The sequence below is a fragment of the Thermomonospora umbrina genome (genome assembly GCF_003386555.1).
In the GTDB taxonomy this organism is placed as follows: Bacteria; Actinomycetota; Actinomycetes; order Streptosporangiales; family Streptosporangiaceae; genus Thermomonospora; species Thermomonospora umbrina.
The window spans coordinates 6724660-6751230 of record NZ_QTTT01000001.1; the positions used below are offsets into that span (position 1 = coordinate 6724660).

A 26571-nucleotide genomic window follows, 5' to 3' on the forward strand; every position below is an offset into this window, starting at 1 on the left:
ATACGACCCCGGCGACGTGTGCCCGAAGACATGGCCCGCCGGTCACGTGATCGGTTGCACATTCGCCGTCTCACCAGCCGGACACGCCCGGGGTGTGGCCCGCCCCTCGAACGATCTCGGATTTCTGAAACCGTCAGGGGAACGCCGCTGGTCAGGGGCGCGCGGCGGCTGCCCTGTACTCGTCGCCAGGCGTTCGGGTGATGACTTGATCGACCGTCGGCGGCGCGGACGTCTCGTACCTCGCGTGGACGCGTTCGCGCCGGGCCGGCTCGGGAGAGGCCCCCGTCTCGACGGACGCGGTGACGACGCCGGCCAGGACCGGGTCCGGTTCGGGGTCAGGTCGGGGGCCGGGCATGGCGGGCGGGGCGCGCAGGGCTTGCCGTGACATCGCCGTCGGCCTGCAGGTCGTCGTCCCGGGTGCTCCAGGACGGTGGCGGCGTCGATGAGGTGCCGGGTGGCCTCGTGTGCGGCGGGGATCTGTCCCGGCCTTACCACCACGAGGTCCGCGAGATTTGGGCGCACTGGCAATACCCCCCGGCAACGGCACCCAAGGCATGGAACCGACCACCCGGTGGAGGCCGAGCCCGACTGGCGGCAGCTCCCGCCCGGCCTGGACCCCGATCTTGTATTTCTGAAACCGCTCAGGGAACGTCGCCCGTCAGGGTGCGTGTCAGGGGCCTCCCGGGAGTCGTCGGGCCTGGGCGGCGCCGCGTGAGGCGGCCGCGGCGGGTTCGTCGTGGTGGCGTTCGGTGATGGCCTCGGCGACGAGCGGTGGGCTGGGCGTCGCGTGGGCGGCTTCGGGGTGCGCGGCAGGTTCGGATGCGTCGGTGGTGGTGGGCGTGACGACAGCGGCCGGGGCCGTGATCGCGGCAGGGTCCGGACGGGGCGCGGGGTCGGGTGCGGGGTCGGGGACGGTCAGTGTGGCGGCGGCGCGCAGGGCGGCGAGTTCGGCCTCGTAGGCGGTGCGTTCGGCGGCTTGGTGTTCCTCGTCGGCGATGATCGCGGCGATGTCGGCGGTGATGGCGGCGCGCACGTCGGGGGGCAGGATCGGGTCGTCGTCGGGGTGCGTGCGGCGGAGGTCGCCCATGGCCGTCAGCACCTCGGCGGGCCAGGTCAGATCCGTTTCCGTGGGAGTGCGGCGGGGCGGCGGCACGAGCCAGGGCGGTGCCATCCGCCGGGTCGGCGCGGGGGACCGGCCGATGCTGCCGGGGCCGCAGGTGCCCTCGCCGGTGCGGCGGGACGGGGGGGTTGTCGTGGGTGTGGTGGCGGCGCCGACCGGGACCAGGGCGTCGGAGTCCTCCCGGTGCTGGTCCGGCTGGTCGCGTTCCTGCTGGTCGTGGTCGTGGGTGGGGGTGGTGTAGGGGGTGATGATGCCGAGCCAGGCGTGCCACAGGGCGCGGTCGGCGCGGTGTTCGGCGAGGTGGGCGGCGGCCCGGTCGGCGGCGCCGGTGGCGGCGGCGACGACGTCGAGGTCGGCGGGGCCGCGTCGCCAGCGGCCGTTGCGGTCGAGTTCGGCCAGACCGTGGGCGGCGAGGGTGCGCAGCGCGTCGTGGGCGCTGCTGCGGGGCAGCAGCGCCGCGGTGGCCAGGTCCCGGGGGGTGAGGGGGTGGCTGCTGAGGGCCTCGTAGGCGTACGCGGCGGGCCGGCCGAGGGCACGGAAGGCGGGGTGGATGGCGTCCAGGCGTCCGGGCCGCCAGGACCTCCAGGCCGCCTCGGCGGCGATGATGGCGGGGACGACGAGGTGGTAGACGTCGGCGCGGACGCCTTGGGCCTCGGTGACCTGGTCGATGAGGGCGTAGGGGCCGGTGCGCAGGACCTGCAGCGCGCGGGCGACGGTGGTGTGGTCGACGCCGGCCATGTAGGCCAGTTGGCGGACGCCGAACTCGACCGCGGTCGAGTTCGACATCTGGGCGGCCGCCCCGAGCGCCCGCAGGATCGCCCGGTACACCAGGCCTCGGCGGCCCCACTCCAGTTCCATGTGCCGCTCGACGATCCGCATGGCCTGCTGCCAGGTCCGGATCCGCTGGTACTCGGTGGCCTGGAAGGGTGCGGGGCGGGTGCTCAGGCCCCACCAATCCCCGAACCTTACTTTGTTAAGGCGGGAGGTTTTATCCCCCTGAAGCTGAGATCGCAGAGTGGTGACCTGCTCACGAATGTCCTCACGGTAGGGGAGGGGGGCGTGTCATGTCTCCCACTGGTGTCGCCCTCCCGGACACGATTCCCTACGGTCGTCCGGGCGGGGTTCTCCGCGATGGGCGCGGGTGGCCGGGCGTGGCCGGTGACCCGCGTGGTGTGGGCGATGGCCTTGGTCCACTCGGCGCGCAGGAGGGCGTCGTCGCGCCACCAGTTCGCGATGGCGGTCCAGGCGCCGCCGGCGGCCAGTTCACCGCGGACCTGCTCCAGTCGCCAGCCGCGCGCGGCCGCGCTGGCCAGCACCGCCTGACGGGCTTCTGACCGCGACGGGTATCGCGCCGAGTCGACGCGGCCGGTCCGTGCCGTCTCCTCCAGGTCCGCCCGCAGCCGGGTCCGGCCGCCGGGGCGGGCGCAGAACGGCTCGCACCGCTCGTCCAGCGGCGCCGCCGGCGCGTCCCGGTGCCGGGCCTCCAGCGCGGGCGCGTCGAGGGCGGCCAGTTCGGCGGCGAACTCGTCGTGGAGGCGGGCCCACACCTGCGGGCCGCACGGCTGCGCGCAGATCTCCTCGGCCTCCCGCACCCCGCAGGTCAACGTCATGTAGCCGGTCAGCCGGCCGCCCTGGCTGCGGTGCGGGGCGCCCGGCCCCCGGATCTGCCCGTCGGAGGTCTCCATCGGCGAGGTGTCCACCACCGCGAACCGCCGCGCGAACGCCCTCACCAGCCGCCGCGACTCCGCATGCGGCCGCGGCGCCGCCCACAGCACGTACACGTGCCGGCCTCCCGACGGCGACACGTCCACCAGAGCCCGCCCACCGCACTCGGCGATCAACGCCACGATCCGCTCGGCCACCGCGGCGACATGGGCGGCCCGGTCCGCCGCGGCCCACGGCGGCGCCCGCGAGGCGTCCAGGTCCAACACCAGCAGCCGTCCCAGCCCCGTACGCGCGTCGGCCGTCGGCACCGTCGCCGGCCGGTCCGGCAACGCCGCCCGCAACGCGACCTCGTACCGGTACCCCGACCGCGACGACCGAGGAAAGTTCAACCCACCATCCGGGGAACGACGCATCACCCGGCGCTGCGCGATGTGCGGCACGGTGATCCGCGCCCACGCCTGCGCGGCGAGGTCCCGGTCGAGAAGGGCACACGGCTCGGAGGCGGCGGGGCCCGGGGCTGTTGCTCGTCGAGGCTGGAGTTCGTCGGCGGGTTGCCGGCGTGGACTCATGCGCCACCACTCCAGCCGGCGGGCGGGGGGTGGGCATGGTGTGTGGCGTGGGTGCGGCGGGGTGGTGCCTGTTCATGGTGGCGGACGCTGTCAGGGGGTGCCGGCTGCGTGTGCCCGCTGACGCCGTCAGGAGGCGCCGGTCCGGGTGCGTCCGGTTGGTCGGCGTGAGCATGGGCATGCTGAGGCGGGGCGAGAGGGCGACCGTGCGGGGTGGGGGCACACGTGTTCCGCCGAGGCACCCGCCGGTCGTGGTCGGTGGGTGCGCACGGTGTGTGCCGAGGAGGCGGAGTCCTCGGCTCCTGAGGGGCGGCCGGGTGGCATGCGCTCGGCATCGAGGGCATGACTAGCCGGCCGCTGGACGACTTGCTATTGTCATCTCCAGCGTGAGTAACGGTCAGTGAGGACCCTTTGGCGGCTCAAACCTTCGGGATCCTCGTCCTGATCCGTCTGTATGTGCAGTGAGGTGGCGCCCCCCTGGGGCGCTTTCTCATTTCATGGACCTCCGACCCCTTCGAGCTGATTGCTCGGTGCCCAGGCCGCCTGACCTGCGAGTTTCGAGTCCGTGGGCGGTGGGGCAGCTTTTGGCTGTGACGTGGACCGAGGGGTGCTTTGACGACGCAGCGTGACCCTTTTCCGGTTGTATGGCGGCGATGGCGAGGCGCGGTGTGGATCGTGTCCGGTTGCCGTCCGCGTGCAGGCGGCGGGACGGCCGGCCGTTCGACGGCATGGGACTCGCCGCCGTCAAGGACGAGGGCGCGGTGGCGGGCGCGCGAAGGCGCCGCGGTGGTCGACCGAGAGCGAGATCTTGGTGGTGCGCGGATATGCCACGAACCAACGGGACTCGCTCCCGCTGGAGTGCGTGCTTTATGGTGACCTCCCGAGGACGAGGGGCAGCGCTTCAGCGGCTTTCAGCCGCCATGGTGAGGTGCCATCGGGATCGGGTCGTCTCAGCAGAAGGTTGGTGGCCGGGGGGCTGAGGCGACCGGAGACGGGTTCTGTTCGGGTGTGGAGTTGGCCGCGGCTGGATGCCGTGGCCGTTTTCATTGAGCGGGCATGGGTTCGGCTTGTCCTGGCGGCGGCGGCGCCTCCCGGACGGGTACGGGGGGAGGCGAAGGCGAGTTGTTCGCCTTCGAGGTCGATGGGGTAGAGGTGCTCGTCGACCTTCATGGCGCGGACGAGATGCCCGAGCTGGGTCGAAGCGGACAGCCCTGTGGCTTCGCGCGCCTTGTGGAGCTCGGTGGCCACTTCGCCGTGGAACGACGGTCCCGGCCCCCCAGTCGCCACTGACGGACGCGTCGGCCGGTCGGTTGCTCAGGGTGAGCCGGTCTCCGTCGGAGTTGGGCGGGTGGCCGTCCGCGTCGACGCGCATGGCCGTGATCAGGTGACTCGGTAGGACTGATGTCGACCAGCCCGTGACCTTGACGGTTGCGCGCAGCCTGGCGGCGTCTTCGCCCCAGGAGCAGGCTCGGGGGCGTAGCGGTCTGCCGCTGCTCGGCATGCATGAACACGAGGTCGCTTTGCGGGCGTGGGCGGTTGGGGTGGTTCGGCGAGGTCGGGTGGCGGCGTCGGCGGCTGCCGTGGCCTCGGCGGGGTGGGGGTGTTAGGGGCCGGTGAGTGTTCGCGACGGCTCGTCGGCCGGGCTTCATCCCGCACCTCCTGACAGTCTTTGAGGGGCTTTGACGTCCATTGAGGGTCGTTGCGATGCATCATGGCATAGGAAGCGCAGTGGTGCCATGATCAATCGTCGTTGCGGGTCCTGACGCGGCGCGAGCCTGGGTCGTCCATCGTGACCCGCTGCGGGGCGGGCGTGGGGCGGTCAGTCGGTGGTGAGTTCGGGGAGACGGCGTTGGATCTCTGGGCGGGCCAGGGGTCGGGTGCTGCCGACCCAGTCGCTGCGGATCTTGTAGTTCTGGACACCGATGTTGGGTTGGCAGCTGGAGCAGCGGGCGACGATCATCTCCGCCCTCGCGGCGTTGATGACCATGCCGACGTGGCCGGGACGGTCGGGGCCGGTCCACGGTCCCGAGTTGAAGAACACCAGGTCGCCGGGTTGTTCGGTGCCTTTGGGGATCTTCACTCCGAAGGGCCATTGGGTGAAGGTGGTGGGCGGGATGACGATGCCCACGGATTTGTAGGCCGCCTCGATGAGGCTGGAGCAGTCCCAGGCGTCGGGGCCGTTGGCGCCCAGGACGTAGCGTTTGCCGCGTTGGGCCATGGCGAAGGCGATGATCTTCCCGACGAGGCCGGGGGGTAGGGGGCCGGTTCCCGCTGGGCAGGCGCCGCTGCCGTCGTCGTTGTCGGGTCCGACGGTGAAGTGTCCGCCCGCGTATCTGCGGGCGTGTCCGAGGACGAGGGCCACGTAGTCCCAGTCGTGGTTGTAGTGCCAGATCGCCTTGCGCATGGAGCGCGGCGCACCGTGGTGGGTGAGGTAGCGGGCGGCGCTGGGGATCGCGTCGGCGGGGTCGTAGCGGTCGGTTCTGCCGTCCTTGTCGCCATCGACCCCGAACGCTTTCCAGGTGGCTCGCAGGAACTGCATGGGGCCGCCGGCGCCTGCGCTGTTCTCGCCGCTGTGCACACCGGGGAGGGTGGAGCGGCCGTGGTCGGTCTCGACCTTGCCGATGGCGGCCACGATGTTCCACGGCAGTGCGTAGGTGCGGCCGGCCGCCTGGTAGAGGCGCAGGTAGTCGGCGGGGATCTCGGTGCCGGCCGTCTTACCGGCGGGGGGTTGGCGGGAGGGCGCGCCGCAGGCGGCCGCAGGTTGGCCGATGAACAGGATCGGGGTGACGAGCAGGGCCAGCAGGGCCAGGACGGCGACGGCGGCCACGAGGGCCAGTGCGCCTGCGGCGCCGTGGTCGGGTGGCCGGTGGTGGTCGCGGTGCGCCGGGTGCGGGCGGAGGCGGCGGGTCGTGGTCGGGGTCATGGTTGCTGTTCTCCGTGCTGTCCGTTCTCGATCGGCCGTAGGGCGTGCACGCGCCAGCCGCCGGTGTCCTTGGTGACGGTGAGGGTGTAGCGGCGGGTGAGGCGGTGGGGGGGTTCGTCGGCGGAGGTGACCTGCTGGGTGCAGGCGATCACGTAGATGACCGAGGTGGGTTGGACGTCGCGGAGGGCCTCCAGGCGGGCTGACGCGTGGGCCGACATGCGGTGTTGTCGGCGGTGTGCGAGCAGTGGCGGCGAGGTGGTCGTCCTGTGGAGTTCGGTGTGCAGAGCGGGCGTGACGGTGGGCGCCAGGCGCCGCAGGTATGTCTGCGGGTTCTCGTCGAAGCGGTAGGTGCCGTGCGCGGTGGTGAAGCGCAGGGCGACGTGTGCGGCGGCGGCGAGTTGGGTCCGTGGCAGCGGCAGCAGCGTGTGGATGTCGAACGGTGCGGGGCGGGGGGCGGGGGAGGAGGGCGGCTCAGCGCTTCGCGGCCGGGTGTGCGGGGAGTTCATCCAGGTCAGTGCCGCTGCGATCGTGACGGTCGCGACGAGCAGTGCGGCGAGTGCGGTCCGGGGTGCTCGGGTGGGTCGGTGTGGCATGTGGTCCCTCGAGGCCTTCTGTGGTGCAGGTCACATGGCTGGGTAGTGGGTGCTCCGTGCCGGGGTCGGGCACCGCTCGGCGAGCCGCAGGTTGATCGTCGGCGGTCGGCTCTGGGCGTGAGGCCGGGGGGCGTGCGGTGTCGTGGCGGGCGGTGGGGGAGCCGGCGTGTCGGGGGCGTGATCGAGCAGGTCGGCGGCGGTCCCCGTGTCTTGGAGAGGTGACCTCGCGCCTTGAGGCGGGGGTGGTCCTGCGGCATCGGTCCGGGCTCTCGGAGGCCACGAGGGTCGATCGATCAACTCTCATCTGTCATGAGCACCTTCCGTCGATCACGTCCATTGACGTCATTTGACGCTCATTGAGATCGCTTGAAGTCGATTGTTGCGCGTCTTATTGTGATTCGCGTCCGACTGGACCCACACGGCCGACCGGCGGAGGGGGGATGGTGCGGCACTTGGCAATGCGAGCCGATCCGGGCCGGCGCGCCGCGGCGGCGCAACCGGAACCGGCGGGCCTGCGTCTGGGCCTGGTGCTGCTGGGGGCGCACGGCGGAGCCGGCACCACCACCCTCGCCCGCCTGCTGGAGGCGTCGGGAGCCGAGACCTACGACCTGGGCCGGATCGGTCCCCGACACGCGCTCGGCGGACCCGCGTACGTGGAGATGGGCGACTGGGACGGGCTGGTGCTGGTGTCCCGCAACACCGTCGCCGCGGCCGGCGCCGCGACCCTGGCGGTGCGAGGCCTCGTCGACGGCGGGCACGTCCCGCACCTCCTGGTCGTGGTCTCCGACGGCGCGGGCACGGAGCCGAAGGCGGCCAAGGCGCGGTTCGACCTGGTGGAGCCCCGGTTGGCGACCGGCATCGTGCGGATGCCGTTCGAGGCCGGCCTGCGACTGGTCGACGATCCGACCGAGGTCAGGCTGCACAAGGCGACGAGGGCGGCACTGGAGCGGATCTGCGCCCTGCGCCCCGCCCCTCCGCGTGCTCGCGCCGGCCGTTCGACGATCGCCGAGTTCCCCCTCGGCCCGGTCCTGGACCCGGGCGGCCGAGCCCCGCGGCCGCAGGCCGCGGTCCGGGCCCCCGCAGGCTCGAGCACCTCACGCGGCAAGGAGATGTGATGCGAACACCCCAGGCGCTGCTCACCGAACACGCAGATCGCGTGCGGACCGGGCCGTTGATCGCCGCGCCGGCGCACGACACGCCCACGGTCGGCACCTCGCCCGGCACCAACGTCCCCGACTCGCCGCCGATCGAGCCGCCGGGGCTGGGCGCGCCGGTGGAGATGCTGATCGGATGGGGCAAGTGGGGTGTCCTGGTCTGCGGGGTGGCCGGCCTGCTCATCTGCGCCGGTCAGATGGCCATCGGGCGCCGTAACCGCTCCAGCATGGCGGCCGACGGCGCGACCGGCATTCCGTGGGTGTTGGGCGGTTTGAGCCTGGCCGGTGTCGGGACCGGTCTGGTCGGCCAGTTCTTCTCGGGAGGCTGAGCCGATGCCTGCCTTGCGCGCTGCGCCCGGTCCCCGCAAACGCCGACGGGCCGTGTGGTCGGCGACGGCGGTCGCCGTGGCCGCGCTCGTGGGCATGGCGCTCATGCGCGACGGTGAGCGGCCCCCCGAGCCGCCGCCCGCCTCGCAGCAGGCCGACGGGGGCGCGCAGGACACGGCGCCGGTGCCGAGGATGTTCGACGGTGTGCGATGGCGCTCCTTTCACGGGATCGACCTGCCCTACTCGCCCGCCCACGGACCCGGCAGGCGAGACGGTGAACTGGTGAGCGGTTTCGCCCGCACTCCGGCGGGGGCGTTGCTGGCCGCCCTGCACATCGGGGTGCGGGCCAACGCCCAGTGGGGGCCCGGGGTCTTCGAGCCGACGGTGCGGCAACAGGTCGTCGGCTCCGACGCCGGCCTGCTGCTGCTGCAGTGCAGGAACCTGTACGCCCGGCAGCGGGAAGCGGCCGGGGTCCCCGAGGGGGAGCCACTGGGAGCCGTGCAGGCCGTCCAGGAGGCCTACCGCTGGAATCACTACAGCGCGAACGAGGCGACCGTCGACCTGCTGACCGCGGGTCCGAGCGCAGGTGCGGGCGCCGGCTCCGACGCTGCGGGCGGCGGCATCGTCCGGGCGGTGACGCGCCTGCAGTTGGTGTGGCGGCGGGGCGACTGGCGCGTTGTGGCCCCCCCGGGCGGCGACTGGTCCGGGGCCTCCTCGCAGGTCGGCTCGGCCGCCGGTTACACGCCGTTCCCCGGTGCGAGAACGCCATGACCGACCTGGTGCCGCCCACCACGACCGTCGACACGTGCCCGGGCTCCCTCATCGACCCCGGCAAGCACCTGTGCAACCTCAAAACGGGATTGGAGAACATCAAGGATCCCGTCGACGCGGTCACCCAGCCCGCCATCAACGCCTTCGCCGGGACGATCCGTTCCGGTATCGCCTGGGTGTTCCGCGAGACGTTCATGGTCTGGTTCGGCCTGGACTCCATTCACCTGCAAGACGAGGCCGCGGTGTGGCGCATCCAGGAATGGATCATGCCGATCTCGCTGTCGGTCGCCACGCTGGCGGTGGTGGCCGCCGGCGGGCGGATGGCGCTCACCCGCAAGTCCCACGCCCTGGTCGACGTCGGCCAAGGCGTCCTCATCATCACCGCGACGGCGGGCATCGGCGTGTTCGTTCCGACGCTGCTCCTGGACTACGTCGACCAGTGGTCGGTGTGGGTCCTCAGCATCTCCACCGATCGGCAGGCCGCCGGGCGCCTGTACGACCTGCTGACGTTGACCGCGGCGACCACCGTGCCCAACGGGACCATCATCATCCTCGGCTCCATCATCCTCGTGTTGATCATCATCCAGGCCCTGCTGATGCTGTTTCGGCAGGCGGCCCTGGTCGTGCTGTGCGGTCTGCTTCCGCTGGCCGCAGCCGGGACGCTGGCCCCCTCCACCCGCGTCTGGTTCAAGAAGATCGCCGCGTGGATGCTGGCCCTGATCTTCTACAAGGCCGCCGTGGCCGCCGTCTACGCCACCGCCTTCACCATGATCGGCAAGGGCACCGACTCGCGGACGACCCTGATGGGCCTGGCGATGCTGGTGCTCAGCCTCATCGCGATGCCGGTGCTGTTGCAGTTCTTCACCTGGGCCACCGGCGCGATCGGGTCCGGCGGCGGCGGCCAACTGCTGTCCACCGGCCTCAGCGCCGTCGACGCCGTCGGGTCCTTCCGTCGATCCTCGGGGGGAGTCGGTGGCCAATCAGCCGCCGACCAGGCCCGCAACATGGACCTGGCAGGCAACGGCACCCCCAACGACCAACAGTCCACCCCGCCGCCGGGCCCCCGTCCGGTCCCCGATTCGACGCCGTCACCGGGCGGAGACGGCGACGGCGAGGACCCGACCCCCGTTCGCCTGGCCGTGCACCCCACTCCCCACGGTGGAGGTAACCCCGCCCCGACCGGCGGGAGCGGCGGGAGCGGCGACCCCGCCCCGACCCCGCCGACGCCCACGCCGCAGGGCGACGGCGACCCGCCGCAGGGCGCGCCCCCCGGCGCCGCCGGGCCGACGGCCCCCACCCCATCGGGCGCCGGGCATCCGCACTCACCGCAGATGGCGGGCGGAGCCCATCCGGCGGGCGTCGGCGTCGCCGCGGCCGCCAAGACGGCCACCGAGGCGGCGGGGCAGGCGACCCAGGCCGTGGATCCCGGTCCCGGCCCCGACGGCAGCAGGGACACCTGATGTCGGCGCCACGCACCTACGGCGGCTGGCGGCAGCGCCGGGGCATCGGCGTCGCCGGGCTGGGCAGCGGTGGAACGCTCCTGCTCTTGGCCGGGATCGTCGTCGTCGTGCTCACCGGATCCCTGGCCCCCCGAGCGCTGCTGTACGTCGGCCCACCCGTTCTGGCGGCCGGTGCGTTGACGTTCATCCGGGTCGGGGGCGTCTCGGCCGGCGGCCTCATCCTGCAGCGGGCCCGCTGGTCCTACGGATCCCGCCGGGGCTGGACGCGTTACCGCGCCGGCGTCGTCGTCGAACTTCCCCGCGCCTTCCAACTGCCCGGCGTGCTGGCCACCACCACCCTGCTGACGGCCGAGGACGGCTTCGGCGGTCACTACGGACTCGTCTGGGACCGACGCAGCGGGCTGTTGACCGCCACGCTGCGGGTCGTGCCCACCTCCACCTGGCTCGCCGACCGGACCGACGCCGATGGGTGGGTCGCCAACTGGGGGGCGTGGCTGGCCTCGCTCGGACACATGCCGACCGTCAAATGGGTGACCGTCACCGTCGACACCGCACCCGACCCCGGTGACACCCTCACCGACAGCGTCACCGCCGCCATGTCCCCGACGGCACCCACGGCCGCTCGCGACATCATGAGGCAGCTGGTGCAGGCGGCCCCCAGCGCGTCGGCCGACGTGGACACCCGCGTGTCGATGACCTTCGACGCCCGCGCCGCTCCGACGGCGCCCAAGGACCTGCTGTCGGCCGTCGCCGAGGTCGGCCGCACCCTCCAGGGACTGGAGTCCACCCTGGCGACCAGCGGCGTCACCGTCGTGGGCCGCGCGACCTGCGACGACATCGCGGGCGTCGTGCGCACCGCGTTCGACCCGGCGGCCCGCGGGGAGGTCAACCGAATCCTGGCCGCCCAAAGGGCGGGCCTGAGCACCGAGGGACTCGGCTACAGCGACGCCGGACCCGTCGGCGCCGAGGAGCACCCCGGCCACTATCAGCACGACGGCGGCATCAGCGTCACCTGGGCCTGGCACGAGGCGCCCCGCGCCAACGTGCACGCCGACGTGCTGGCCCGCCTGCTGTCGCCCGGGCCCTATCCCAAACGCGTCAGTCTCCAATACCGCCCGTTCCCGGCCGCCGAAGCCACCCGGGTCCTGGAGACCGAGGTCAACGCCGCCACCTTCCGGCGGCACTACCGCCTGCGGACCGGCCGCGACGAAACCGCACGTGACGCCACCGACCAGGCACGCGCCCAGCAGGCCGCCCGCGAGGAGGCCATGGGGGCCGGTGTCCTCCTCATGGCCCTGTACGTCACCGCGACGGTCACCAACGACACCCACCTGCCCCATGCCATCGCCGACACCGAGGCCTGCGCGGAGGCCTCCAAGATCCGACTGCGACGCATGTGGAACAGCCAGCAGGCCGGATTCGCCACCACGCTGCCGTGCGGGATCTGCCCCCCGGTCCTGGCACGCCACTGGCCCAACTGACCCAATAGACCCTCGAGCCCACCGGGAGACGACGTGCTCCACCGCCGCCGACCATCCAACCCCCCACCCGACAGCGGCGTGGAGGCCCGAGCCCAAGCCGAACCGCTGGCACCAGCATGGGGTTGGAGGATGCGCGACGGCGGCCGCGCCGTCCACGTCGGGACCGCTCCGGAATACCAGGCCACCACCGCGCAGGCCTGCGGCCTGTTCCCCTTCATGGCCGGCTCGGGGTCCCCCACCGTCGGCACCCCCGTCGGCCGCCACCAACTGTGGGGGGAGGTCGTCTGCCTGGACCCGCTGAGCTGGTTGCGCGCAGGGCTCATCACCAACCCCGGCATGTTCGTCCTCGGGCAACCCGGCACCGGAAAGTCGACCCTCGTCAAACGGCTCGTCACCGGCGTCATCGCCGCCGGTTCCCAGGCCCTCATCCTCGGCGACACCAAACCCGACTACACCCTCCTCGTCGAACACCTGGGAGGTCAGGTCATCCGCATCGGCCGGGGCATGGACCGCATCAACCCCCTCGATTCCGGACCGTTGGGCACCGCCCTGCGCAAGATGAGCGGCACCGACGCCGACACCCTGCGCTGGGAGGTCAGGTCCCGGCGACTGTCGCTGCTGATGGCCCTGTGCACCCTGGTCCGCGAAACACCCATCACCAACTCCGAGGAGGTCGTCCTCGGCCGCGCCATCGACCTGCTCGACGACCGCGCCACCGGCGGGCAGGACCCCACCGTCATCGACGTCCTGCGCACCGTCGAACAGGGACCCGGCGAACTGCGGTCGGCCGCGCGCACCGACACCCCCGAGGAATACCGCGCCCGCATCCGCGACCTGATCTACACCCTCGACCTGCTGTGCACCGGATCCCTGGCCGGCGTCTTCGACGCACCCACCTCCCGCCCCCTGGACCTGGAGGCCCCCGCGGTCAGCGTCGACATCTCCCGCATCGGCGCCGCCGGCGACAAACTCCTCACCGCCGCCATGCTCAGCACATGGGCGTACGGCTTCGCCATGGTCGACGCCGCCGCCGCCCTGACCGACCTGGACATCGCGCCGCGCCGCTCCTACCTCGGGGTCATGGACGAACTGTGGCGGGCGCTGCGCGGCGCGCCCGGCCTGGTCGAGTACGCCGACGCCCTCACCCGCCTCAACCGCGCCAAGGGCATGGCCTCGATCATGATCACTCACTCGCTGGCCGACCTCGACGCGCTGGCGACCCCCCAGGACCGCGCCAAGGCCCGCGGCTTCGTGGAACGCTCGGCGATCACGGTGCTGGCCGGCCTACCGCCACGGGAACTGGCACGCGTCCACGAGATCACCCCGCTGACGGGACCCGAATCAGAACTCGTCGCCACGTGGTCGGCGCCGGACTCCTGGCAGCCGGGAGCGCGCCACCCCGGACGCGGAAAATACCTCATCAAAACCGGTGAACGCCTGGGAATACCCGTCGAACTGTCCCTCGTCGGGGCCGAAAAAGCTCTCTACGACACCGACCAGGCCATTCGCGCCGCCCATCCCCCCGAAAACTCCCCCGCGAAGCGCGCTCCAGTGAGGAAACCCGCCGAACCAGAAAATAGATAGCAGCACCCCTCGGGATCATCCACGGGCCGCCCCGCTCACCGGGAACGGCTTCGTCGGCGATCCACGATACGCGGCCCGCGGCCCGCGGCGGAACATCCGCCCGCCCATCGAACCCCGACGTCCGGAGTCTGGACATGACATACGCGATAGGGCAGACCGTCGCCCGCACCGACTGGCTTCCCGGCCATGAGGTCAGCGGCCTTTCACAACATGGCGTGGTCACCGCGGCCAGTCCCTTGGACAACCGCTATGTCGTCCGGTTCATCGGCGGCCCCGAACGCGTCTATCCCGGCGAGGCACTCGACGTCGGAAACCACTTCGGCCGCCAGTGGATGGGCGGGGATCCTATCCGCGCGGAGATCGCCATCATCCAAAAGGCCGCAGAGACCGAAGTGTTCCGCACGCGAGGTTGGTCCCTGACCACCAGCCAGGACGCCGGTGACCTCACGGCGGAGTTCGCCCGATGGGCCGGACTGCATCCTCGCACCCTGGAGCAGCGACTGGCGCCCGGCATCGACGCCGAAGTCGTGCGCATGGAACATCGTCTCACCTTCGCCTTCCCCGCCCGCCTCGGCGAAGTCGTCATCGCCACACCGGCCGAGGCGCACCAGCGCGTCGTGGACGCCCTGGCGTCCTTGGCCACCCTCAAAGACAGCAAGAGGGAAATGCCCAAAGGCTCCACCGGGCAGGTCCTCGGCACGATAGGGCCGCTGCTCCAGCGATGGTACGGGGACCTGAACACCACCGACATGGCCCACCGCCTCCTGCCGCTCCTGGGAATGCACCCCACCACGGCGGCCGAGCACATGCCCGCGCTGAAAAAGGCGCTCACTCCGCATTCGGGCACGTCGTCAACGGTCCACACGATCGGCCTCGCCGCGCAGGAGTTCCCGCGCGGCGCGACGACACCGGTCGCGCCCGCGGCCGGCGCGACGACGACGAAGCGTCCCACCGAGCCGAACTCATCACGCACCTCGGGAAGAACACCATGACCTGCGACCTCGACACCGGAATCGGCCGACGGCCCCGGGCGGACGACCATGTCTGAGCCGAGCAGGGAACCGGTCTTCGCCGTAGGCGACAGCGTCGCGCGAGTCGGTGCGATCGATCCCGGCTACCTGGCGGACAACGCGTTCCACCTCCCGGTCAGGGGACTCGTCACCGCAGTGGCGTCCAGGAAACCGGAGATCTCCTACAGCGTCTGGTTCTGCGGCGGAAACGAACGCCTGGTGCCCGAGCGGGCCCTCATGAAAGCCCGGCACTTCGACGCCGAGTGGGCGGCAGACCCGAGTGAGGCCGAACGACTCATCATCGCCGCATCGGCCCATCTGCGGTTTCTCGAACGCGAGGGTGTCGCGCCCCCGCCGAGCGCAGCAAAGCCGCTGCACGAACGCCTGGGCGCGCTGGCGGCCTGGGCCGCCGTGCCCGAGGTCAAGCTGACCGACATGCTCCAGCCCGCCGTCGACGCCCAGGCCGATCAGGTCGCCCGAACGCGCAGGACCGCGATGTTCCCCCACATCACCCGCGGGGGAGTGGTCACCGACCCCGAGCAGGCGTGGCGGCTGCTGATCGGCGCGTACACCGCCTACCGCGACACCGCCCCACGCGATCGGGCAGACGTGAAAGGGCGGCTGGCGACCGTTTCCGGGAGCGCGGTGCAGGCATTGGCCGCCTGGTACGCCATCGACGACCACGTCGAAGCCCAATGGCGTCTGGCCCCTCGCATGGCGCGCGAGTCGGGAATGCTCGATGCCGCCGCGGTGACGATCCTGCAAGAACGTGGCGGACTGGTGCCCGACGAAAAGGTCGTGGCCGACGTTCGCCGCCATTCAGAGGCCCTGGCCGAATGGACGAACCTCTCCCAGGTGAGCCTTCGGGCCGTTCTCACACCGTGGGCCGAGGCGGCCGCCGACGCCCGGCACGCCGCGTCGACGGCCCGCCTGTTCCCATTCCAGACGCCTCTCGGAGAGGTCACCGGCCCCGAACCGGCCCAGAGACTGCTGATCCAACTCAACGCCATGCCCGTCACCCGGCGGGCCCCGCAGGGCTACGAACACCTCACCCACACCAGTCTCGGGCTGGCCCGACGACAACTGACCGCCACCATGGCCGACTGGTACGCCCTCGGGCCCCAACAACTCACCCGCCACCTGGGCAACCTCATCAACCGGCACATCGATTCCGCAGAGCCGGACGGCTCGGCCGCCACGTCCGGTTCGCCGAACGCGAAACGAGACGCCGACCTGGACACCCCGCAACAAGGCACCGCGCCCGGCTCCCGAAGGGACCCTGTCCGGCGCACCGGCGGCCCGCCGCGGGCGTCCAGGACCACACCGCCCACCCGCCGCCGGCCGCCCCAGTAGGAGACCTCCGTGACCAGTTCTCTCACCGATCGATTCAGCCCCGGAGACGGCGTTCACATCGTCGCCAGAAGGCGTTCCAGCGATCTGGGGATCCCTGCCGCCGGTGTCGTGACGGGCATCGGTTCCGACGAACACAGAATGCACGAGGTCCGATTTCCCGGGCGCATCACCGGTTCGTTCGCCATCGACGAATTGGAACGCGCCGCTCGTTTGGATTCCCGATGGGCGAACGGAGACCCGCTCGCCACCGAACAGGACATCATCGTGATGTCGGCACGGATCTCGATGTTCGTCACCGGAGGGTTGTCACCTCCCGCCGCAACGGTCAAGAGCCGGGATGAGCATCTCACCGCGTTGGCGGCATGGACGGGCATGGCACCCGACGCGCTCTTGAAACACCTCACCCCCGCCATCGGGGCCCACCTGTTCGACTTCCGCGATCGGCGTCTGGCGACGTTGTTCCCCGTCGCCACCGTCATCGGCGACATCAGCAGTCCCCTTGAGGCCCAGTCCCTGCTCATCGACATCCTCGCCAGCAGGGAACGCGGCCTCGATCGCGCCGGACCCGCGACCGACCCCCGCCTGGGCGACCGACAGATGCAGCTTCTGGGAGTCGAGCTGCTGGAACTCCTGAGCGCCTGGTACGGGGGGTCCCCCGCAGAGGTCCACCACGGCGTTCAGCCCGCTTTGGACCGCCTGACCCGCACCGACGTCGCCGTCATGCCCGGGCTGCGGGCGCCGACGGCGTCGCGGCTGGACACCCCCGCCGGGGGAGGGCCCCGAACCTCGCATGCTCCGGGCGGCTTCCCCGTCGACCGCCCCCACCTCCCACCTCCTCGCCGCACAGGACCCCGCCCATGAACCTGCTCACGAACACGGCTTTGCCCGGCCGCGCGGCACCGCGCCCCCCGACCATCGCCGACTGCGAACACCGCCATGGCCTCCAGGGCCTCCAGGGCATCCCCGGCGTCTCGGTGGGCCACCGCCCGCGGCCCGCCGGCCCCCCGGGCGCGATCCGGCGGGTGCGGCCGCACCGAACCGCGCCGCCGCCCGAACGCCGCGGCCCCTCGCTCGACGTGTCGCCGGCCTCGACCGGCCGACGCCCTCCACCGACCAGGGCGCGGCGCACAACCTTGGCCGCCCGCCCGGCGGCGGGCGGCTCCCCACGCAGGCGCCCATGACCCGCGCACTGGGACCCAAGGCGGGGTGGAGCAGCGGCGGCAACCCCGGCGGCTGGATCGTGCTGGGGGTTTGCTGGGCCTTCCCCGTCCTCTTCGTGATCGTGTGGGCGGCGGCCTGGCTGGCCTCGCTGATCACCACCGGGACGGTGGAGGGCTTCGGTTTCGCCTTCGTGCACCACGTCGTCGTCGGCCGCACCCGGCAGGCATGGCCGAACACCCCCACCCCCCTCGTCGTCGCCAACACACTGGCGCTGTGCGCGGCGGCCGCGGTGGCGGCCCTCAAAGCGTGGCGGCGCATCGACGCCCGCCGCGGTGATCCGGCCGATCCGGTCGCGGCGCTGGCCGACAATCCGGGGCTGGACGTCCTCAAACCGGACATGGCCTCCGCGCAGGCCCGCGAACTCCGCGTGTCCCTGGCCAAACGGTCCGGCCCCCTGCCCGACCACGACATCGGCCTGCCGCTCGGCGACCTCAAGCGCCCCGGCGGCAAGACCGGCCCCACGCTGTTCGCGTCCTGGGAAGACTCCCTGGTCACCTTCATGGCCCCGCGCAGCGGCAAGACCACGTGCCTGTCCATTCCCTACGTGCTGTCGGCCCCCGGCCCGGTGATCGCCACCTCCAACAAGGGCGACCTGTGGGCGGCCACCGCGCAGTCGCGCGCCGACGACACCGGCGCCAACATCTGGCTGTTCGACCCGCAGAAGATCACCTACCAGCCGCAGAAATGGTGGTGGGACCCCTTGTTGGGCCTGGCCGGCGTGGAGGACGCCCACCGCCTGGCCGGCCACTTCGTGCTCACCGTCGATGACGGCAGCAAGAAGGACCTGTGGGGACCGGCCGCCCAAGACCTGCTCGCGAGCCTGTTCCTGGCCGCCTCCTCCTCCGGCCGGACCCTGCACGACGTCGCACTGTGGCTCGATGAACCCGCCGTGCCCACTCCCGTGGAACTGCTGCAGAAGGCGGGCTTCAAGCTCATGGCCTCGGGCCTGCGCGGCGCACAGAACGGCGCCGTGGAAACCCGTGACGGGATCTATCAGACCGCGCGCACCGCCGCCAAGGCGCTGCGCGACGAAGACATCCTGGCGTGGGTCACCCCCCCGGAACAGCCGCTGCGCCGCTTCAATCCCGACGTCTTCGTCACCACCCGCGACGCGCTGTTCCTGCTATCGAAGAGCAAGAGTCCGGCGGCGCCGCTCATCGCGGCCCTCACCGACGCCAACATGCGCGCCGCCGAACGCCGCGCCGAACGTTCCGGCGGCCGTATCGACCCGCCGCTGGTGGTCGTGCTCGACGAGGCCGCCAACATCTGCCGCATCGCCGACCTGCCGGAGCTGTACTCCCATCTGGGGTCGCGAGGGATCATCCCGGTCACCATCCTGCAGAGCTACGAGCAGGGACAGACGGTGTGGGGCGAGCAGGGCATGGCCGCCTTGTGGGGAGCCGCCACCCGGAAGATCATCGGGGCCGGCGTCGACTCCCCGCGGCTGGCGCGTGATCTATCCACGCTCGTCGGCCAGCACGACGTGGCGGTCCGCTCCATCACCCACGGGCAGGGTCAGGCCTCCGAGCAGATCAGTCTGCGTCGCCAGGACATCCTCGAGGCGGCCGCCATCCGGGCACTGCCGCCGGGCTCGGCGCTGCTGCTGGCCACCGGCGGGAAACCGGCCCTGCTGCAGTTGCGCCCCTGGTATCGGGGGCCGCGCGCGGCGGAGATCTCCGCGCACATGGCCCTCGCCGAACGGATGATCGCCGACGCGGCCAACGACACCGCCGACCGACCGCGCAGGGGTCACCCATGAGCGTCGACCCGGGCTCCCCGGCGCCCGCGCAGGAGGAGGCGCCGCCCCGGCCGGTGTTCGACAACGTCGAGGAGTGGGTGCTCGAGCGGTTCCTGCCGATGTACCGGCGCACGCTCGGCGGCGAGTTCCGCTGGTGCGCCCAGTGGTGGCTTCACTCAGAGGCGGTCTCCCGGCTCACGGCGCTGTGGCGATCGTGGGAGGCCCTGCGACTGGAACCGGCGACCGGCATCGCCGACTGGTACCACTACCTGGACTCTCAGCTGCCGATTCTGCTCGGCGCCCGCGGCCCCTTCTACCAGTGCTCCGAAGACCAGCACATCGAGCCGCACCAGGCCGGCGCCGAACCGGCGCCCCCCGGCTACTGGGACGTCGCGTCCCCGCCGCCGGAAGCGGATCAGGGCCCTGACGCCACGGCAGAAGGGTAGGGACCAGGTGACCGCTCCCGCCCCCCCTGTTGCCGCCCCCGCCGACGGCCGCAGCGTGTGCGCCCGAACCGGTGTCGCGACCACGGCGCCGGCCAGGCCGCCGGGACCCGCGGATCGGCGCATGGGTCGCCGATCGGCGAGCGCCGGCGGTCCACGCCCCCGCAGGGAGCGCCCTGGGCCTCATCGAGCCGAGGACCGTTCCACACCGCAGCCGGGGCCCGCAGTCGCACCGCACCGTCGGGTGGGTCCCGCACCGGGAAACGATGACCGGCACGTCCTGCGGGCACCGCCCCGCCCGACCACCGTCCCGGCGACGGCGGCTCGTGCGCAGCCGACCGCATCAGCGCGGAAGACCTGAGGGAGCCGAGATGACCAAGCCCGCGCAAGAGGCCGAGACGCCGCCGTTGCAGCCGCCGGGGCCGGCGGAAGCGATGACATCCCTGTTCGCACGGTTCAAACTGCCCGACGTCGTCGTCCCCCCACTGGACGCCGAACGCTGGAACGCGACCCGACCGGACGCCTCAGCGGCCTGGTGGGCCACCGTCGCCTGTTCCACCGCACTCACCGAGGCCCTGGAAGGCCAAACCGCCCACCTGGTGACCCGACTCCACCGGCAGAACCGGCGGGTGCTGGAGGTGGGTGCCCTCAACAGGCAGACCCTCGCACACATCGTGGTGCTGGAAACAGTGCTGTCCACACGTCACCACACCACTCCCGGCGACTATCTGAAGGGACACGAGGTCGCGCGGGAGGTCATCGCCGAAGCGATCCAGCAGCGCGTGATCACTCGTGCCGCCCAGGTGCGGATGCGGGAACTCGGCGATGCCGCCATGCGAGGCGTCATCGACCATTTTGTTCTTTCGGCGCAGCGCTACACCTCGCTGAAGGGCATCGAGTCGCCCAACCCGTTCGCCACTCCGCTGCGGCTCGCGGCGAACGCCGCCGAAAACAGTCGAACCGCCGACATCGCGGCTGCGGCGCTCAGCCATCTCCTCGCCGTGTCGCCCGCGAACGTCGGGCCGCGAACGCAGCGGCTGCCGCCGGGAACACCGGTCCAGGTACTGACCGCAGAGGCCAGACACATCAGTGGGTTGATCTCCCATTCCCCCTCAAACGGAAAGGCTTACCGCATATGGCTTCCCGGCCGGAACTCCGGCGTCTTCAGGAGCGGCCGGTTGCAGCCCACGGCCGCCTTTCCGGTGGTGCCCCTGCATCGCCGCGTGGTGGCCGATCCGCTGACCGCTCAGAATCTGCTGGTCGCCCTCATCGCCTCGGCGCGGCAACCGGAAGAGCACACGCCGCGCGATCCACACCTGCGGAAGATGGACAGGGCCGATCAGCACGACCTCACCAGTGCGCTCACCGAGTGGAGCGGCCTGCGAATAGAAGATCTCTATCTCGAGCTGGAACCCGATATCAAGAACGCGGAGGCTCGAATGTGCGCAGTCCTCGACTCCGCGCCCGAAATGGTGTCGCTGTATCGACAAACTCGTCCTGCCGCCACTGCGGGAAGTCTCCCAGCACTGCGGGCGGAGTTCCCCCAGACGCCCGTGGCCGCACCGGCGAGCGGCCGGGGACCGCGGCAAAGGCCCACGTCGCAGGCGAACGAGTCGGCGAGAACACCGTCCTCGGGCCGGACTGCATGACCGATGGACGCGACAATCGGAGGTGATCTAGTGAGCTGCGACCACCGGCGGGCGCGCGAAGGCATCGACCCGAAATTCGAAGCCATCTCCGCCTACGCCGCCCACCCACCGCGCGAGCCGGCGGCCATGGGCGAAAACCCTTCGTTTTCGAGCAGCGGACCAGCATCGCCGGGCCCCCGGGACATGCGATGAGCACGCGCCATCCATCCGAGGAACACGCGATGGACGCCGTCGCGTCGGTACAACGGATCATCGACCTCTATCCGGCCCGGGACATCATCGTCGATCCCGGCCACTGGGAACGTCTGCCACCCGACACCGAACATCTTCGAACCCAGCGTTTCGTCCTGGCCGGATCTCGCGCCGAACGACTCGACCGGTTCGCGGTCAAGGCGATCGAACAGGTCGCGTTGTACGACCTCACCCAGCCCCTCGCGGACCGGGGCTCCATGCATCCGCCACCACGCGTTTTGGCCATGCTCATCGCCCTGGGCGAAGAAATGGACCGCCTGGGATACGCGGGCCCCCGCACGGACTATCTCGCCGGCTGGCGCGCGGCGATCGTCTTTGCCGAGGCAGTATGGTCCGACCTGCCCGCCATGCCGCATCACCGGCCGGACATCAAACCGGCCCTCGAAGGGATCTCGGCGGAGACCGCACGCGGAATGCGCGACTTCTTCGCGCACGAACTCGACTTCTGGCGGTCGATGTCGGACGCGTTCGCCCTGGGAGAAGCCACTGCGGAGGGCCGGCGGTCGCCCTTCGAGGAGCTGGCACACGAGGTCACGTCCCGCTTCGGATCGCCACCCACAACCGGAACGGGCCGGGTCGCGGCGCGGAACGCGCTCGAGGAGCTCCCCGCAGCGGGCCCCGACGTCGCCGGCACCGCCCGACCAGGTCCGCAACTGCGCAGGGGGCGTCCCCGCCCGGCCCACCTGTCCGACTGGCCACCGCATGCGCTGCCCGGATCACCGAAACGCCCGTGACCCCCGCACGCCCGCCGACCACGCATCCGCCGGACCCGGAGGCACGCGCATGTCGAGCGACGCCCCGCGCCGAGGGGCCCAGGCACCCGGCCCGCCGCACGAGCACCCGCACCAGCCGACGTCACCCTGCGGCCCCGGCGGCCGTAGCCGCCGCGCGGCCCGCACACGACGGGCATGCGACCCCGATGACCCACGCCCCCTAGGAGAACGCATTGCGTGAACAGGCCTTGCCGGCGCGAGCCGGCGGCGACGCCGCCCCCGGGCCGGTGGGCGACGTCGCCGAGCCCACCGGGCACGACGTCCGCGCCGCGTTGGAGCGGCTGCAGACCGCCTACGACTTGTTCCTGGAGGACTATCGGTCCTCCCACTGGGAAGGCGTCGAACCCGACCCCTACCACCTGCATCGTTTCCGGTTCCGCCTTCATCGCACCCCGCACCGCGCCCTCGACCACGAGGCCCTCCAGGTCATCGAGCACGTCACCGCCTACTACCAGGGGGACATGGCCCCGCTGCTGCCGGCGGAACAGATCGCCGCGCACGCCTGCGCCCTGGTCGCGGAGTTCGAGGTGAGAGGTTACCGCGGGCCGACCGTCGCCTACCTCGACGGAGCGGCCGAGGCGTTCCACATGCTCACCGGAGTCCTCCATCCCGACATGGGAAGTCTGCCCGGCCTCGTCGGGGCCCTGACCGACGACGCCTTGCGCGGCTTCTGCCACCAGGTCCTGTGCTTTTACGACAGCTGGCTGCGGACGCGCGATCTGTGGGGGCTCATCCCGGAGTTCGCCGGCACGGGCAAGCCCCCCAACCGCATCGTCCCGTACCTGCACGCCGTCGATGCGGAGATGAGACGGCGGGCGTTGGCGGCCGACCAGGACAGGGCGACGTGATGAGGGAGTCGCCTCAGCCGGGAGACAACGTCCATCGGCTCAACCTCTCGGCGATAAGCCCCATCGAGCTGCCGCATCGCGGCCAGGTGACGGAAAGTCGACCCACCGACAACGGGTTGATTTCAGTGTGGTTTCCGAACGACGTGATCGTCGGCCTTCCACCTGAGGTGCTCGCACCGGCACCGATATTTCCCCGCCTGGCCATCGGAGATGGCCTCATCACCGACCCGCGAGAGGCACGCGACGCCGTCTTGAGCCGCATGATGCACATCCTCATCAGCCAACAAGGCCACGTCCCCCCGCATCACAGAGCGCAAGCCGACGAGCAGCGCATATCGATCGCGCTGGCCACCTGGTCGCAATGGCCCGTCACGAGCCTTCGCCGGAACATCGTGACCGAGGCCCTGATGCGCGTTCAGGACCATGTTCTGCGCGCGGAAAGGCTGTTCCCGATCACCACCCGCCTCAGCGGAAAGGTCGTGAGCCTCGACCACGCCATTCATGTCTTCGTCCCGTTGGAAGCCAACATCAGACTGGGCGGTTACCGCGGAGAGTCATTTCAGTACGCGATCGACGACCACGATGTGCTTTTGTCGAAAATAGCGGAATGGTTCGGCGAGGACAAATCCGTCATGATGATGCGGCTCAACGATCGCATCCAGCGGATGGTCGGAATTCTCGGCGGCTCGCCAGCGGCCCCGGCGGAGGACCGGCCGGCGCCGGTGGGGGCCACGTCATCGCGCTCGGCCCTCGGGCCCGGCGATGTCGCACCCGCTCAGCCGGACTCGGGCGCCCCCACGTCGTCGGCTCTGGCGGCGCAGGACTTCCCCTCGGCGGCACCGGCGGAACGCAGGCCATCCAGGCGGCCGCGCCGATCCGCGGCCGCGCCACGGGCACTGCCCCCGGCGCCCGACGGTCCCGCACCGGGTCAACGCCCGGGCTCCACCCCCTGATCCCCGACGCCCAGGAGTCCCCATGAGCACGGCATCGTCGGATGCGGTCCGCCATCTCTTCGAGCGTTTCGACGACAGCCCGCCGAACCTTCCCGGTTCGGTCTGGGCCCAACCCGGCCTCGACCCTCAGGTGCTGTGGCACAGCGTCGTCGAATACGCGGCGGCCACTCCGGAGCAGTTGGAAAGGGCGGCGTGCCGGCTGTACGTCGAGTTCCAGTTGCTGCACATCTCAGGGCTGATCACGCCCGAAATGGGAAGCGCGTTGCCGTCCCGCGCGGTGGCCATGCATCGGGCCATGGAGGCACGCGGTCACCAGGGACCATCCGCTCACTACGTGGCCGGGGCCCTTATGGGAAGTACGACCGGGTCGGTCGGCGCGCGAGAAGTGGTCGACATCGGGTCCGCGCCCCAGTACTACCTCGATCATGTCGCCAGAACCCTCGACAACCTGACACCCGAGGCCCGCCGCGGGTTCGTCGACGCAATGTCCTATGACGCCTTGAACATCGGCGGTGACCGTGACATGTCGCGCTTCTTCGCGAGGGTCCTTCGGGGCGCCGCCGCACGCGAGGACGGATCCTTCACCTCGGAGACGGCCGCGGCGGTGGTCGGCATCGTGAAACGCGCCCTTGACCCGCCAGGGTCGCGGGAATCGGCTGTCATCGAGGTCGGCGACACGGTTCGGGTGTCGGGTGGGGGCCGCCACGGCACCGGCATCGTGGTGAACACCTCCCTCGACCTCGACCCCAGAAGCGAGAACCTCCTCGGTTTCGTCCATCACGTCCGATTCGTCGGCGACACCGAGCACCACGCCTACGGAAGGCATCAACTGTCGAAGGCCGATCCATTCCCTCGGCAGGAACTCGACCGTGGAACGATTTACTGCCCCTTGGACGCGGAACAACTGCTCATCACCTTGTACGGGGCTCACAAGGCGGGTCTGGACGCAGGGGCGCCCCTGCGGGAGAGCGATCACAGCGACCTCGGAAAGGTCGAGTTCGCCCTTCACACGTGGAGCGGCATCACGGTCAGCGCCCTGACCGATCGGATCGCTCCCGCCGTCGACGTCGCGGCCCAGCGGTTGAGGGCCGCCATGGCGGCCTCACCGGGCCTGCACACCCTGCACCATCGTTACACGGCCCGCCCCGGGCGACCTTCCGAGGCGACCACGCCCGACAACAGCCACGTCCTGGACTTCACCGCCGACCCCCCCTCGACCGGTTCCCGGGGGCCGCGCCATCCGCGACGGCCACCGCAGGGGCCGCCGCCGAGCCTGGGCCAAGGCCCCGGCGGCCCAGCACCGCCCAGATGACAACACCGCACTGAAACGTCGACTGACGCCACTTGAACGGGGTCGGACGGGAACCTGCGGCGGACGCCGGCCCACACCACTCATGGTCGGGAGCAGAACATGATCACCCACCACTTCCTGGCGGAGGCGTTTCGGACCTTCCACGGGCTGCTCGGCGGAAGACGACCCATTCCCGGCTCCGCCGAACTCGCCCCGCCGCATGAGCACGCCTTGCGATTCGCCGTCATCAAGTACGCCATCTGCGACCATGAGGCGCTGGACCGGGCGATCACCCACACCGACCATGAACTCCACCGGCAGTCATCGACGCGAGGCAGGGTCGATTCTCGCACCACCGCCCAGGCGCTGGCGGTTCTGGCGGCACAGGCCGTGCGAGGAGGCACGCCGACCCGGGGCTACCGTGCGGGTCATTCACGCGCACTGATGCTGGACGGCGAATTGTCGGTAGCGCCGGCGTCCGCGACCGGACTGACCTACCGGTACAGCCGCGATCTCGGCTGCGCGGGCCTTCGCGGTTTCGCGGACACGCTGACCGCCGTCGCCCCCCACAGCACGTCGGTGACCATCCGAAGGCGCACCCACCGGCCGCACCGTGACGCCCTCGACCTGGTGAACGGCCTGATACGCGCCCGCCGAGGCCCGGACGAAACATCGGCCATCGCCCTCGGCCGTCTCGGCGCAGGACACAGCCCACACGACGAACGCCGCATCGGCGACGCGGTCCACATCGACGCCACCGCCGGGCGAGGCGTCTCCGAGGCCGCCGTCATCACCGCGATCTCCTACGACCCCACCTCCACCGCCACTCATGCGGGAATACCCGCCGCGTATTCCCTGCGTTTCGCAGGTCGTACGACACCGGTGCGATACAGCGGGCCGCTCACCCCGGCCAAGCCCTTCGCCGAGATCAGGCTCGAATGCGGTGACATCACCGACCCCATCGGCGCCGAGGAAGCGATCCTCGTGCTCTCCGCGGCGCTGAGAGGCGGCACCACGCCGTCGGACAGAGACATCCACCAACACGACCTTCAAAGACTCCTCACCGCATTCGCGCAGTGGGCCGCCGTACCGCCCGACACCCTCATCGGCCGCTTCGAGTCCCGACTTCCCGGCGTCATCGAGCGGCTGGAGAAATTCACCTCACTCGCAGGATGCGGGCCGGTCGGGCTGTGGACCGCCGCACAATCGGCCCAACTGGCCACCGCCAAGGACCACAGCGGCCGACGGGACAAGGACTACCCGGCCCGCCTCGACGTGGGCGTCCCGGCGAGCGAGACCGCCCCTCGACCCGGCCCACGGCGGACAACGCCCACACGCAACACCGCCGGCGGCAAACACGCCAACGGCGTCTAGCCCTCCCAGCCGTAGCCCCTCC

At 71.3% G+C, this 26571-nt stretch carries 22 protein-coding genes; 17 read left to right on the top strand and 5 right to left on the bottom strand.

The genetic code is table 11. The features are described from left to right. Positions 1 to 670 precede the first annotated feature (670 nt). From DFJ69_RS30370 to DFJ69_RS30385, 4 genes are all read right to left on the bottom strand, one after another. Positions 671 to 1999, bottom strand: a complete 1329-nt coding sequence (locus DFJ69_RS30370; RefSeq protein WP_116025758.1) for a winged helix-turn-helix domain-containing protein — start codon at positions 1997 to 1999, stop codon at positions 671 to 673. 86 nt (positions 2000 to 2085) lie between these two features. Continuing rightward, entirely contained in the window at positions 2086 to 3354 is a 1269-nt protein-coding gene (locus DFJ69_RS30375) for a hypothetical protein (protein WP_147312499.1), read from the bottom strand. A gap of 1816 nt (positions 3355 to 5170) precedes the next feature. Next, a complete protein-coding gene (locus tag DFJ69_RS30380) occupies positions 5171 to 6274 on the bottom strand; it encodes a C40 family peptidase (RefSeq protein ID WP_116025760.1) in 1104 nt (367 codons plus the stop codon). Then, the gene (locus DFJ69_RS30385) at positions 6271 to 6867 is read right to left on the bottom strand and encodes a hypothetical protein (protein ID WP_147312500.1); all 597 of its coding nucleotides are present in this window, start codon (positions 6865 to 6867) and stop codon (positions 6271 to 6273) included. Before DFJ69_RS30385 ends, DFJ69_RS30380 begins: the two co-directional genes overlap by 4 nt. Before the next feature lie 452 nt (positions 6868 to 7319). Between DFJ69_RS30385 and DFJ69_RS30390 the strand changes: the two genes are divergently transcribed. The 8 genes from DFJ69_RS30390 (at position 7320) to DFJ69_RS30425 (ending at position 16007) form a co-directional block, all read left to right on the top strand. Continuing rightward, a complete protein-coding gene (locus DFJ69_RS30390; RefSeq protein WP_147312501.1) occupies positions 7320 to 7982 on the top strand; it encodes a hypothetical protein in 663 nt (220 codons plus the stop codon). After that, complete coding sequence (locus tag DFJ69_RS35090) at positions 7982 to 8350, top strand: hypothetical protein (protein WP_211328857.1); 369 nt, start codon at positions 7982 to 7984, stop codon at positions 8348 to 8350. The genes DFJ69_RS30390 and DFJ69_RS35090 overlap by 1 nt, the downstream gene beginning before the upstream one ends. A gap of 4 nt (positions 8351 to 8354) precedes the next feature. Continuing rightward, the gene (locus tag DFJ69_RS30400) at positions 8355 to 9119 is read left to right on the top strand and encodes a DUF8175 domain-containg protein (protein ID WP_147312502.1); all 765 of its coding nucleotides are present in this window, start codon (positions 8355 to 8357) and stop codon (positions 9117 to 9119) included. Then, entirely contained in the window at positions 9116 to 10579 is a 1464-nt protein-coding gene (locus tag DFJ69_RS30405) for a TrbL/VirB6 family protein (protein ID WP_116025764.1), read from the top strand. The genes DFJ69_RS30400 and DFJ69_RS30405 overlap by 4 nt, the downstream gene beginning before the upstream one ends. After that, positions 10579 to 12060: an SCO6880 family protein gene (locus DFJ69_RS30410; protein ID WP_116025765.1), complete on the top strand. Its 1482-nt coding sequence runs from the start codon at positions 10579 to 10581 to the stop codon at positions 12058 to 12060. Before DFJ69_RS30405 ends, DFJ69_RS30410 begins: the two co-directional genes overlap by 1 nt. A gap of 129 nt (positions 12061 to 12189) precedes the next feature. Further along, positions 12190 to 13644, top strand: a complete 1455-nt coding sequence (locus tag DFJ69_RS30415) for a hypothetical protein (protein WP_245974640.1) — start codon at positions 12190 to 12192, stop codon at positions 13642 to 13644. Between the two features lie 134 nt (positions 13645 to 13778). Further along, positions 13779 to 14636 carry a hypothetical protein gene (locus DFJ69_RS30420; RefSeq protein ID WP_116025766.1) on the top strand — a complete coding sequence of 286 codons (858 nt, stop codon included), beginning with the start codon at positions 13779 to 13781 and terminating at the stop codon, positions 14634 to 14636. Between the two features lie 48 nt (positions 14637 to 14684). Beyond that, positions 14685 to 16007, top strand: coding sequence for a hypothetical protein (locus DFJ69_RS30425; protein WP_116025767.1), 1323 nt, complete (start codon positions 14685 to 14687; stop codon positions 16005 to 16007). Between the two features lie 53 nt (positions 16008 to 16060). Here the strand turns inward: DFJ69_RS30425 and DFJ69_RS33960 are convergent, their stop codons facing one another. After that, a complete protein-coding gene (locus tag DFJ69_RS33960; RefSeq protein WP_147312503.1) occupies positions 16061 to 16303 on the bottom strand; it encodes a hypothetical protein in 243 nt (80 codons plus the stop codon). 76 nt (positions 16304 to 16379) lie between these two features. Between DFJ69_RS33960 and DFJ69_RS30430 the strand changes: the two genes are divergently transcribed. From DFJ69_RS30430 to DFJ69_RS30470, 9 genes are all read left to right on the top strand, one after another. Then, positions 16380 to 16868: a hypothetical protein gene (locus tag DFJ69_RS30430; protein WP_147312504.1), complete on the top strand. Its 489-nt coding sequence runs from the start codon at positions 16380 to 16382 to the stop codon at positions 16866 to 16868. A 316-nt stretch (positions 16869 to 17184) separates the two neighbouring features. Continuing rightward, positions 17185 to 18987 (top strand): type IV secretory system conjugative DNA transfer family protein, encoded by a 1803-nt coding sequence (locus DFJ69_RS30435; protein WP_116025769.1) that lies wholly within the window; start codon positions 17185 to 17187, stop codon positions 18985 to 18987. Next, the gene (locus DFJ69_RS30440; RefSeq protein ID WP_116025770.1) at positions 18984 to 19412 is read left to right on the top strand and encodes a DUF4913 domain-containing protein; all 429 of its coding nucleotides are present in this window, start codon (positions 18984 to 18986) and stop codon (positions 19410 to 19412) included. Before DFJ69_RS30435 ends, DFJ69_RS30440 begins: the two co-directional genes overlap by 4 nt. Before the next feature lie 368 nt (positions 19413 to 19780). Further along, the gene (locus DFJ69_RS30445; RefSeq protein WP_116025771.1) at positions 19781 to 21058 is read left to right on the top strand and encodes a hypothetical protein; all 1278 of its coding nucleotides are present in this window, start codon (positions 19781 to 19783) and stop codon (positions 21056 to 21058) included. 221 nt (positions 21059 to 21279) lie between these two features. Beyond that, on the top strand, positions 21280 to 22044 hold the full coding sequence (locus DFJ69_RS30450; protein WP_116025772.1) for a hypothetical protein: 765 nt from the start codon (positions 21280 to 21282) through the stop codon (positions 22042 to 22044). 212 nt (positions 22045 to 22256) lie between these two features. Then, the gene (locus tag DFJ69_RS30455) at positions 22257 to 22931 is read left to right on the top strand and encodes a hypothetical protein (protein WP_116025773.1); all 675 of its coding nucleotides are present in this window, start codon (positions 22257 to 22259) and stop codon (positions 22929 to 22931) included. After that, positions 22931 to 23884 (top strand): hypothetical protein, encoded by a 954-nt coding sequence (locus tag DFJ69_RS30460; RefSeq protein ID WP_147312505.1) that lies wholly within the window; start codon positions 22931 to 22933, stop codon positions 23882 to 23884. The genes DFJ69_RS30455 and DFJ69_RS30460 overlap by 1 nt, the downstream gene beginning before the upstream one ends. Positions 23885 to 23906: 22 nt before the next feature. Then, a complete protein-coding gene (locus tag DFJ69_RS30465; protein WP_116025775.1) occupies positions 23907 to 25196 on the top strand; it encodes a hypothetical protein in 1290 nt (429 codons plus the stop codon). A gap of 99 nt (positions 25197 to 25295) precedes the next feature. Continuing rightward, a complete protein-coding gene (locus tag DFJ69_RS30470) occupies positions 25296 to 26549 on the top strand; it encodes a hypothetical protein (protein ID WP_116025776.1) in 1254 nt (417 codons plus the stop codon). Positions 26550 to 26571 lie beyond the last annotated feature (22 nt).

Excerpts from the sequence above, each read along its gene's own strand:
- DFJ69_RS30465 (WP_116025775.1), top strand. The coding sequence starts at position 23,907 with ATGAGCACGGCATCGTCGGATGCGGTCCGCCATCTCTTCGAGCGTTTC.
- DFJ69_RS30425 (WP_116025767.1), top strand. The coding sequence starts at position 14,685 with ATGTCTGAGCCGAGCAGGGAACCGGTCTTCGCCGTAGGCGACAGCGTC.
- DFJ69_RS35090 (WP_211328857.1), top strand. The coding sequence starts at position 7,982 with ATGCGAACACCCCAGGCGCTGCTCACCGAACACGCAGATCGCGTGCGG.
- DFJ69_RS30440 (WP_116025770.1), top strand. The coding sequence starts at position 18,984 with ATGAGCGTCGACCCGGGCTCCCCGGCGCCCGCGCAGGAGGAGGCGCCG.
- DFJ69_RS30420 (WP_116025766.1), top strand. The coding sequence starts at position 13,779 with ATGACATACGCGATAGGGCAGACCGTCGCCCGCACCGACTGGCTTCCC.
- DFJ69_RS30375 (WP_147312499.1), bottom strand. The coding sequence starts at position 3,354 with ATGAGTCCACGCCGGCAACCCGCCGACGAACTCCAGCCTCGACGAGCA.
- DFJ69_RS30385 (WP_147312500.1), bottom strand. The coding sequence starts at position 6,867 with ATGCCACACCGACCCACCCGAGCACCCCGGACCGCACTCGCCGCACTG.
- DFJ69_RS30450 (WP_116025772.1), top strand. The coding sequence starts at position 21,280 with ATGGACGCCGTCGCGTCGGTACAACGGATCATCGACCTCTATCCGGCC.
- DFJ69_RS30405 (WP_116025764.1), top strand. The coding sequence starts at position 9,116 with ATGACCGACCTGGTGCCGCCCACCACGACCGTCGACACGTGCCCGGGC.
- DFJ69_RS30470 (WP_116025776.1), top strand. The coding sequence starts at position 25,296 with ATGATCACCCACCACTTCCTGGCGGAGGCGTTTCGGACCTTCCACGGG.
- DFJ69_RS30410 (WP_116025765.1), top strand. The coding sequence starts at position 10,579 with ATGTCGGCGCCACGCACCTACGGCGGCTGGCGGCAGCGCCGGGGCATC.
- DFJ69_RS30370 (WP_116025758.1), bottom strand. The coding sequence starts at position 1,999 with ATGCGGATCGTCGAGCGGCACATGGAACTGGAGTGGGGCCGCCGAGGC.
- DFJ69_RS30415 (WP_245974640.1), top strand. The coding sequence starts at position 12,190 with ATGCGCGACGGCGGCCGCGCCGTCCACGTCGGGACCGCTCCGGAATAC.
- DFJ69_RS30380 (WP_116025760.1), bottom strand. The coding sequence starts at position 6,274 with ATGACCCCGACCACGACCCGCCGCCTCCGCCCGCACCCGGCGCACCGC.
- DFJ69_RS30435 (WP_116025769.1), top strand. The coding sequence starts at position 17,185 with ATGACCCGCGCACTGGGACCCAAGGCGGGGTGGAGCAGCGGCGGCAAC.
- DFJ69_RS30460 (WP_147312505.1), top strand. The coding sequence starts at position 22,931 with ATGAGGGAGTCGCCTCAGCCGGGAGACAACGTCCATCGGCTCAACCTC.
- DFJ69_RS30400 (WP_147312502.1), top strand. The coding sequence starts at position 8,355 with ATGCCTGCCTTGCGCGCTGCGCCCGGTCCCCGCAAACGCCGACGGGCC.
- DFJ69_RS30445 (WP_116025771.1), top strand. The coding sequence starts at position 19,781 with ATGACCAAGCCCGCGCAAGAGGCCGAGACGCCGCCGTTGCAGCCGCCG.
- DFJ69_RS30430 (WP_147312504.1), top strand. The coding sequence starts at position 16,380 with ATGGCACCCGACGCGCTCTTGAAACACCTCACCCCCGCCATCGGGGCC.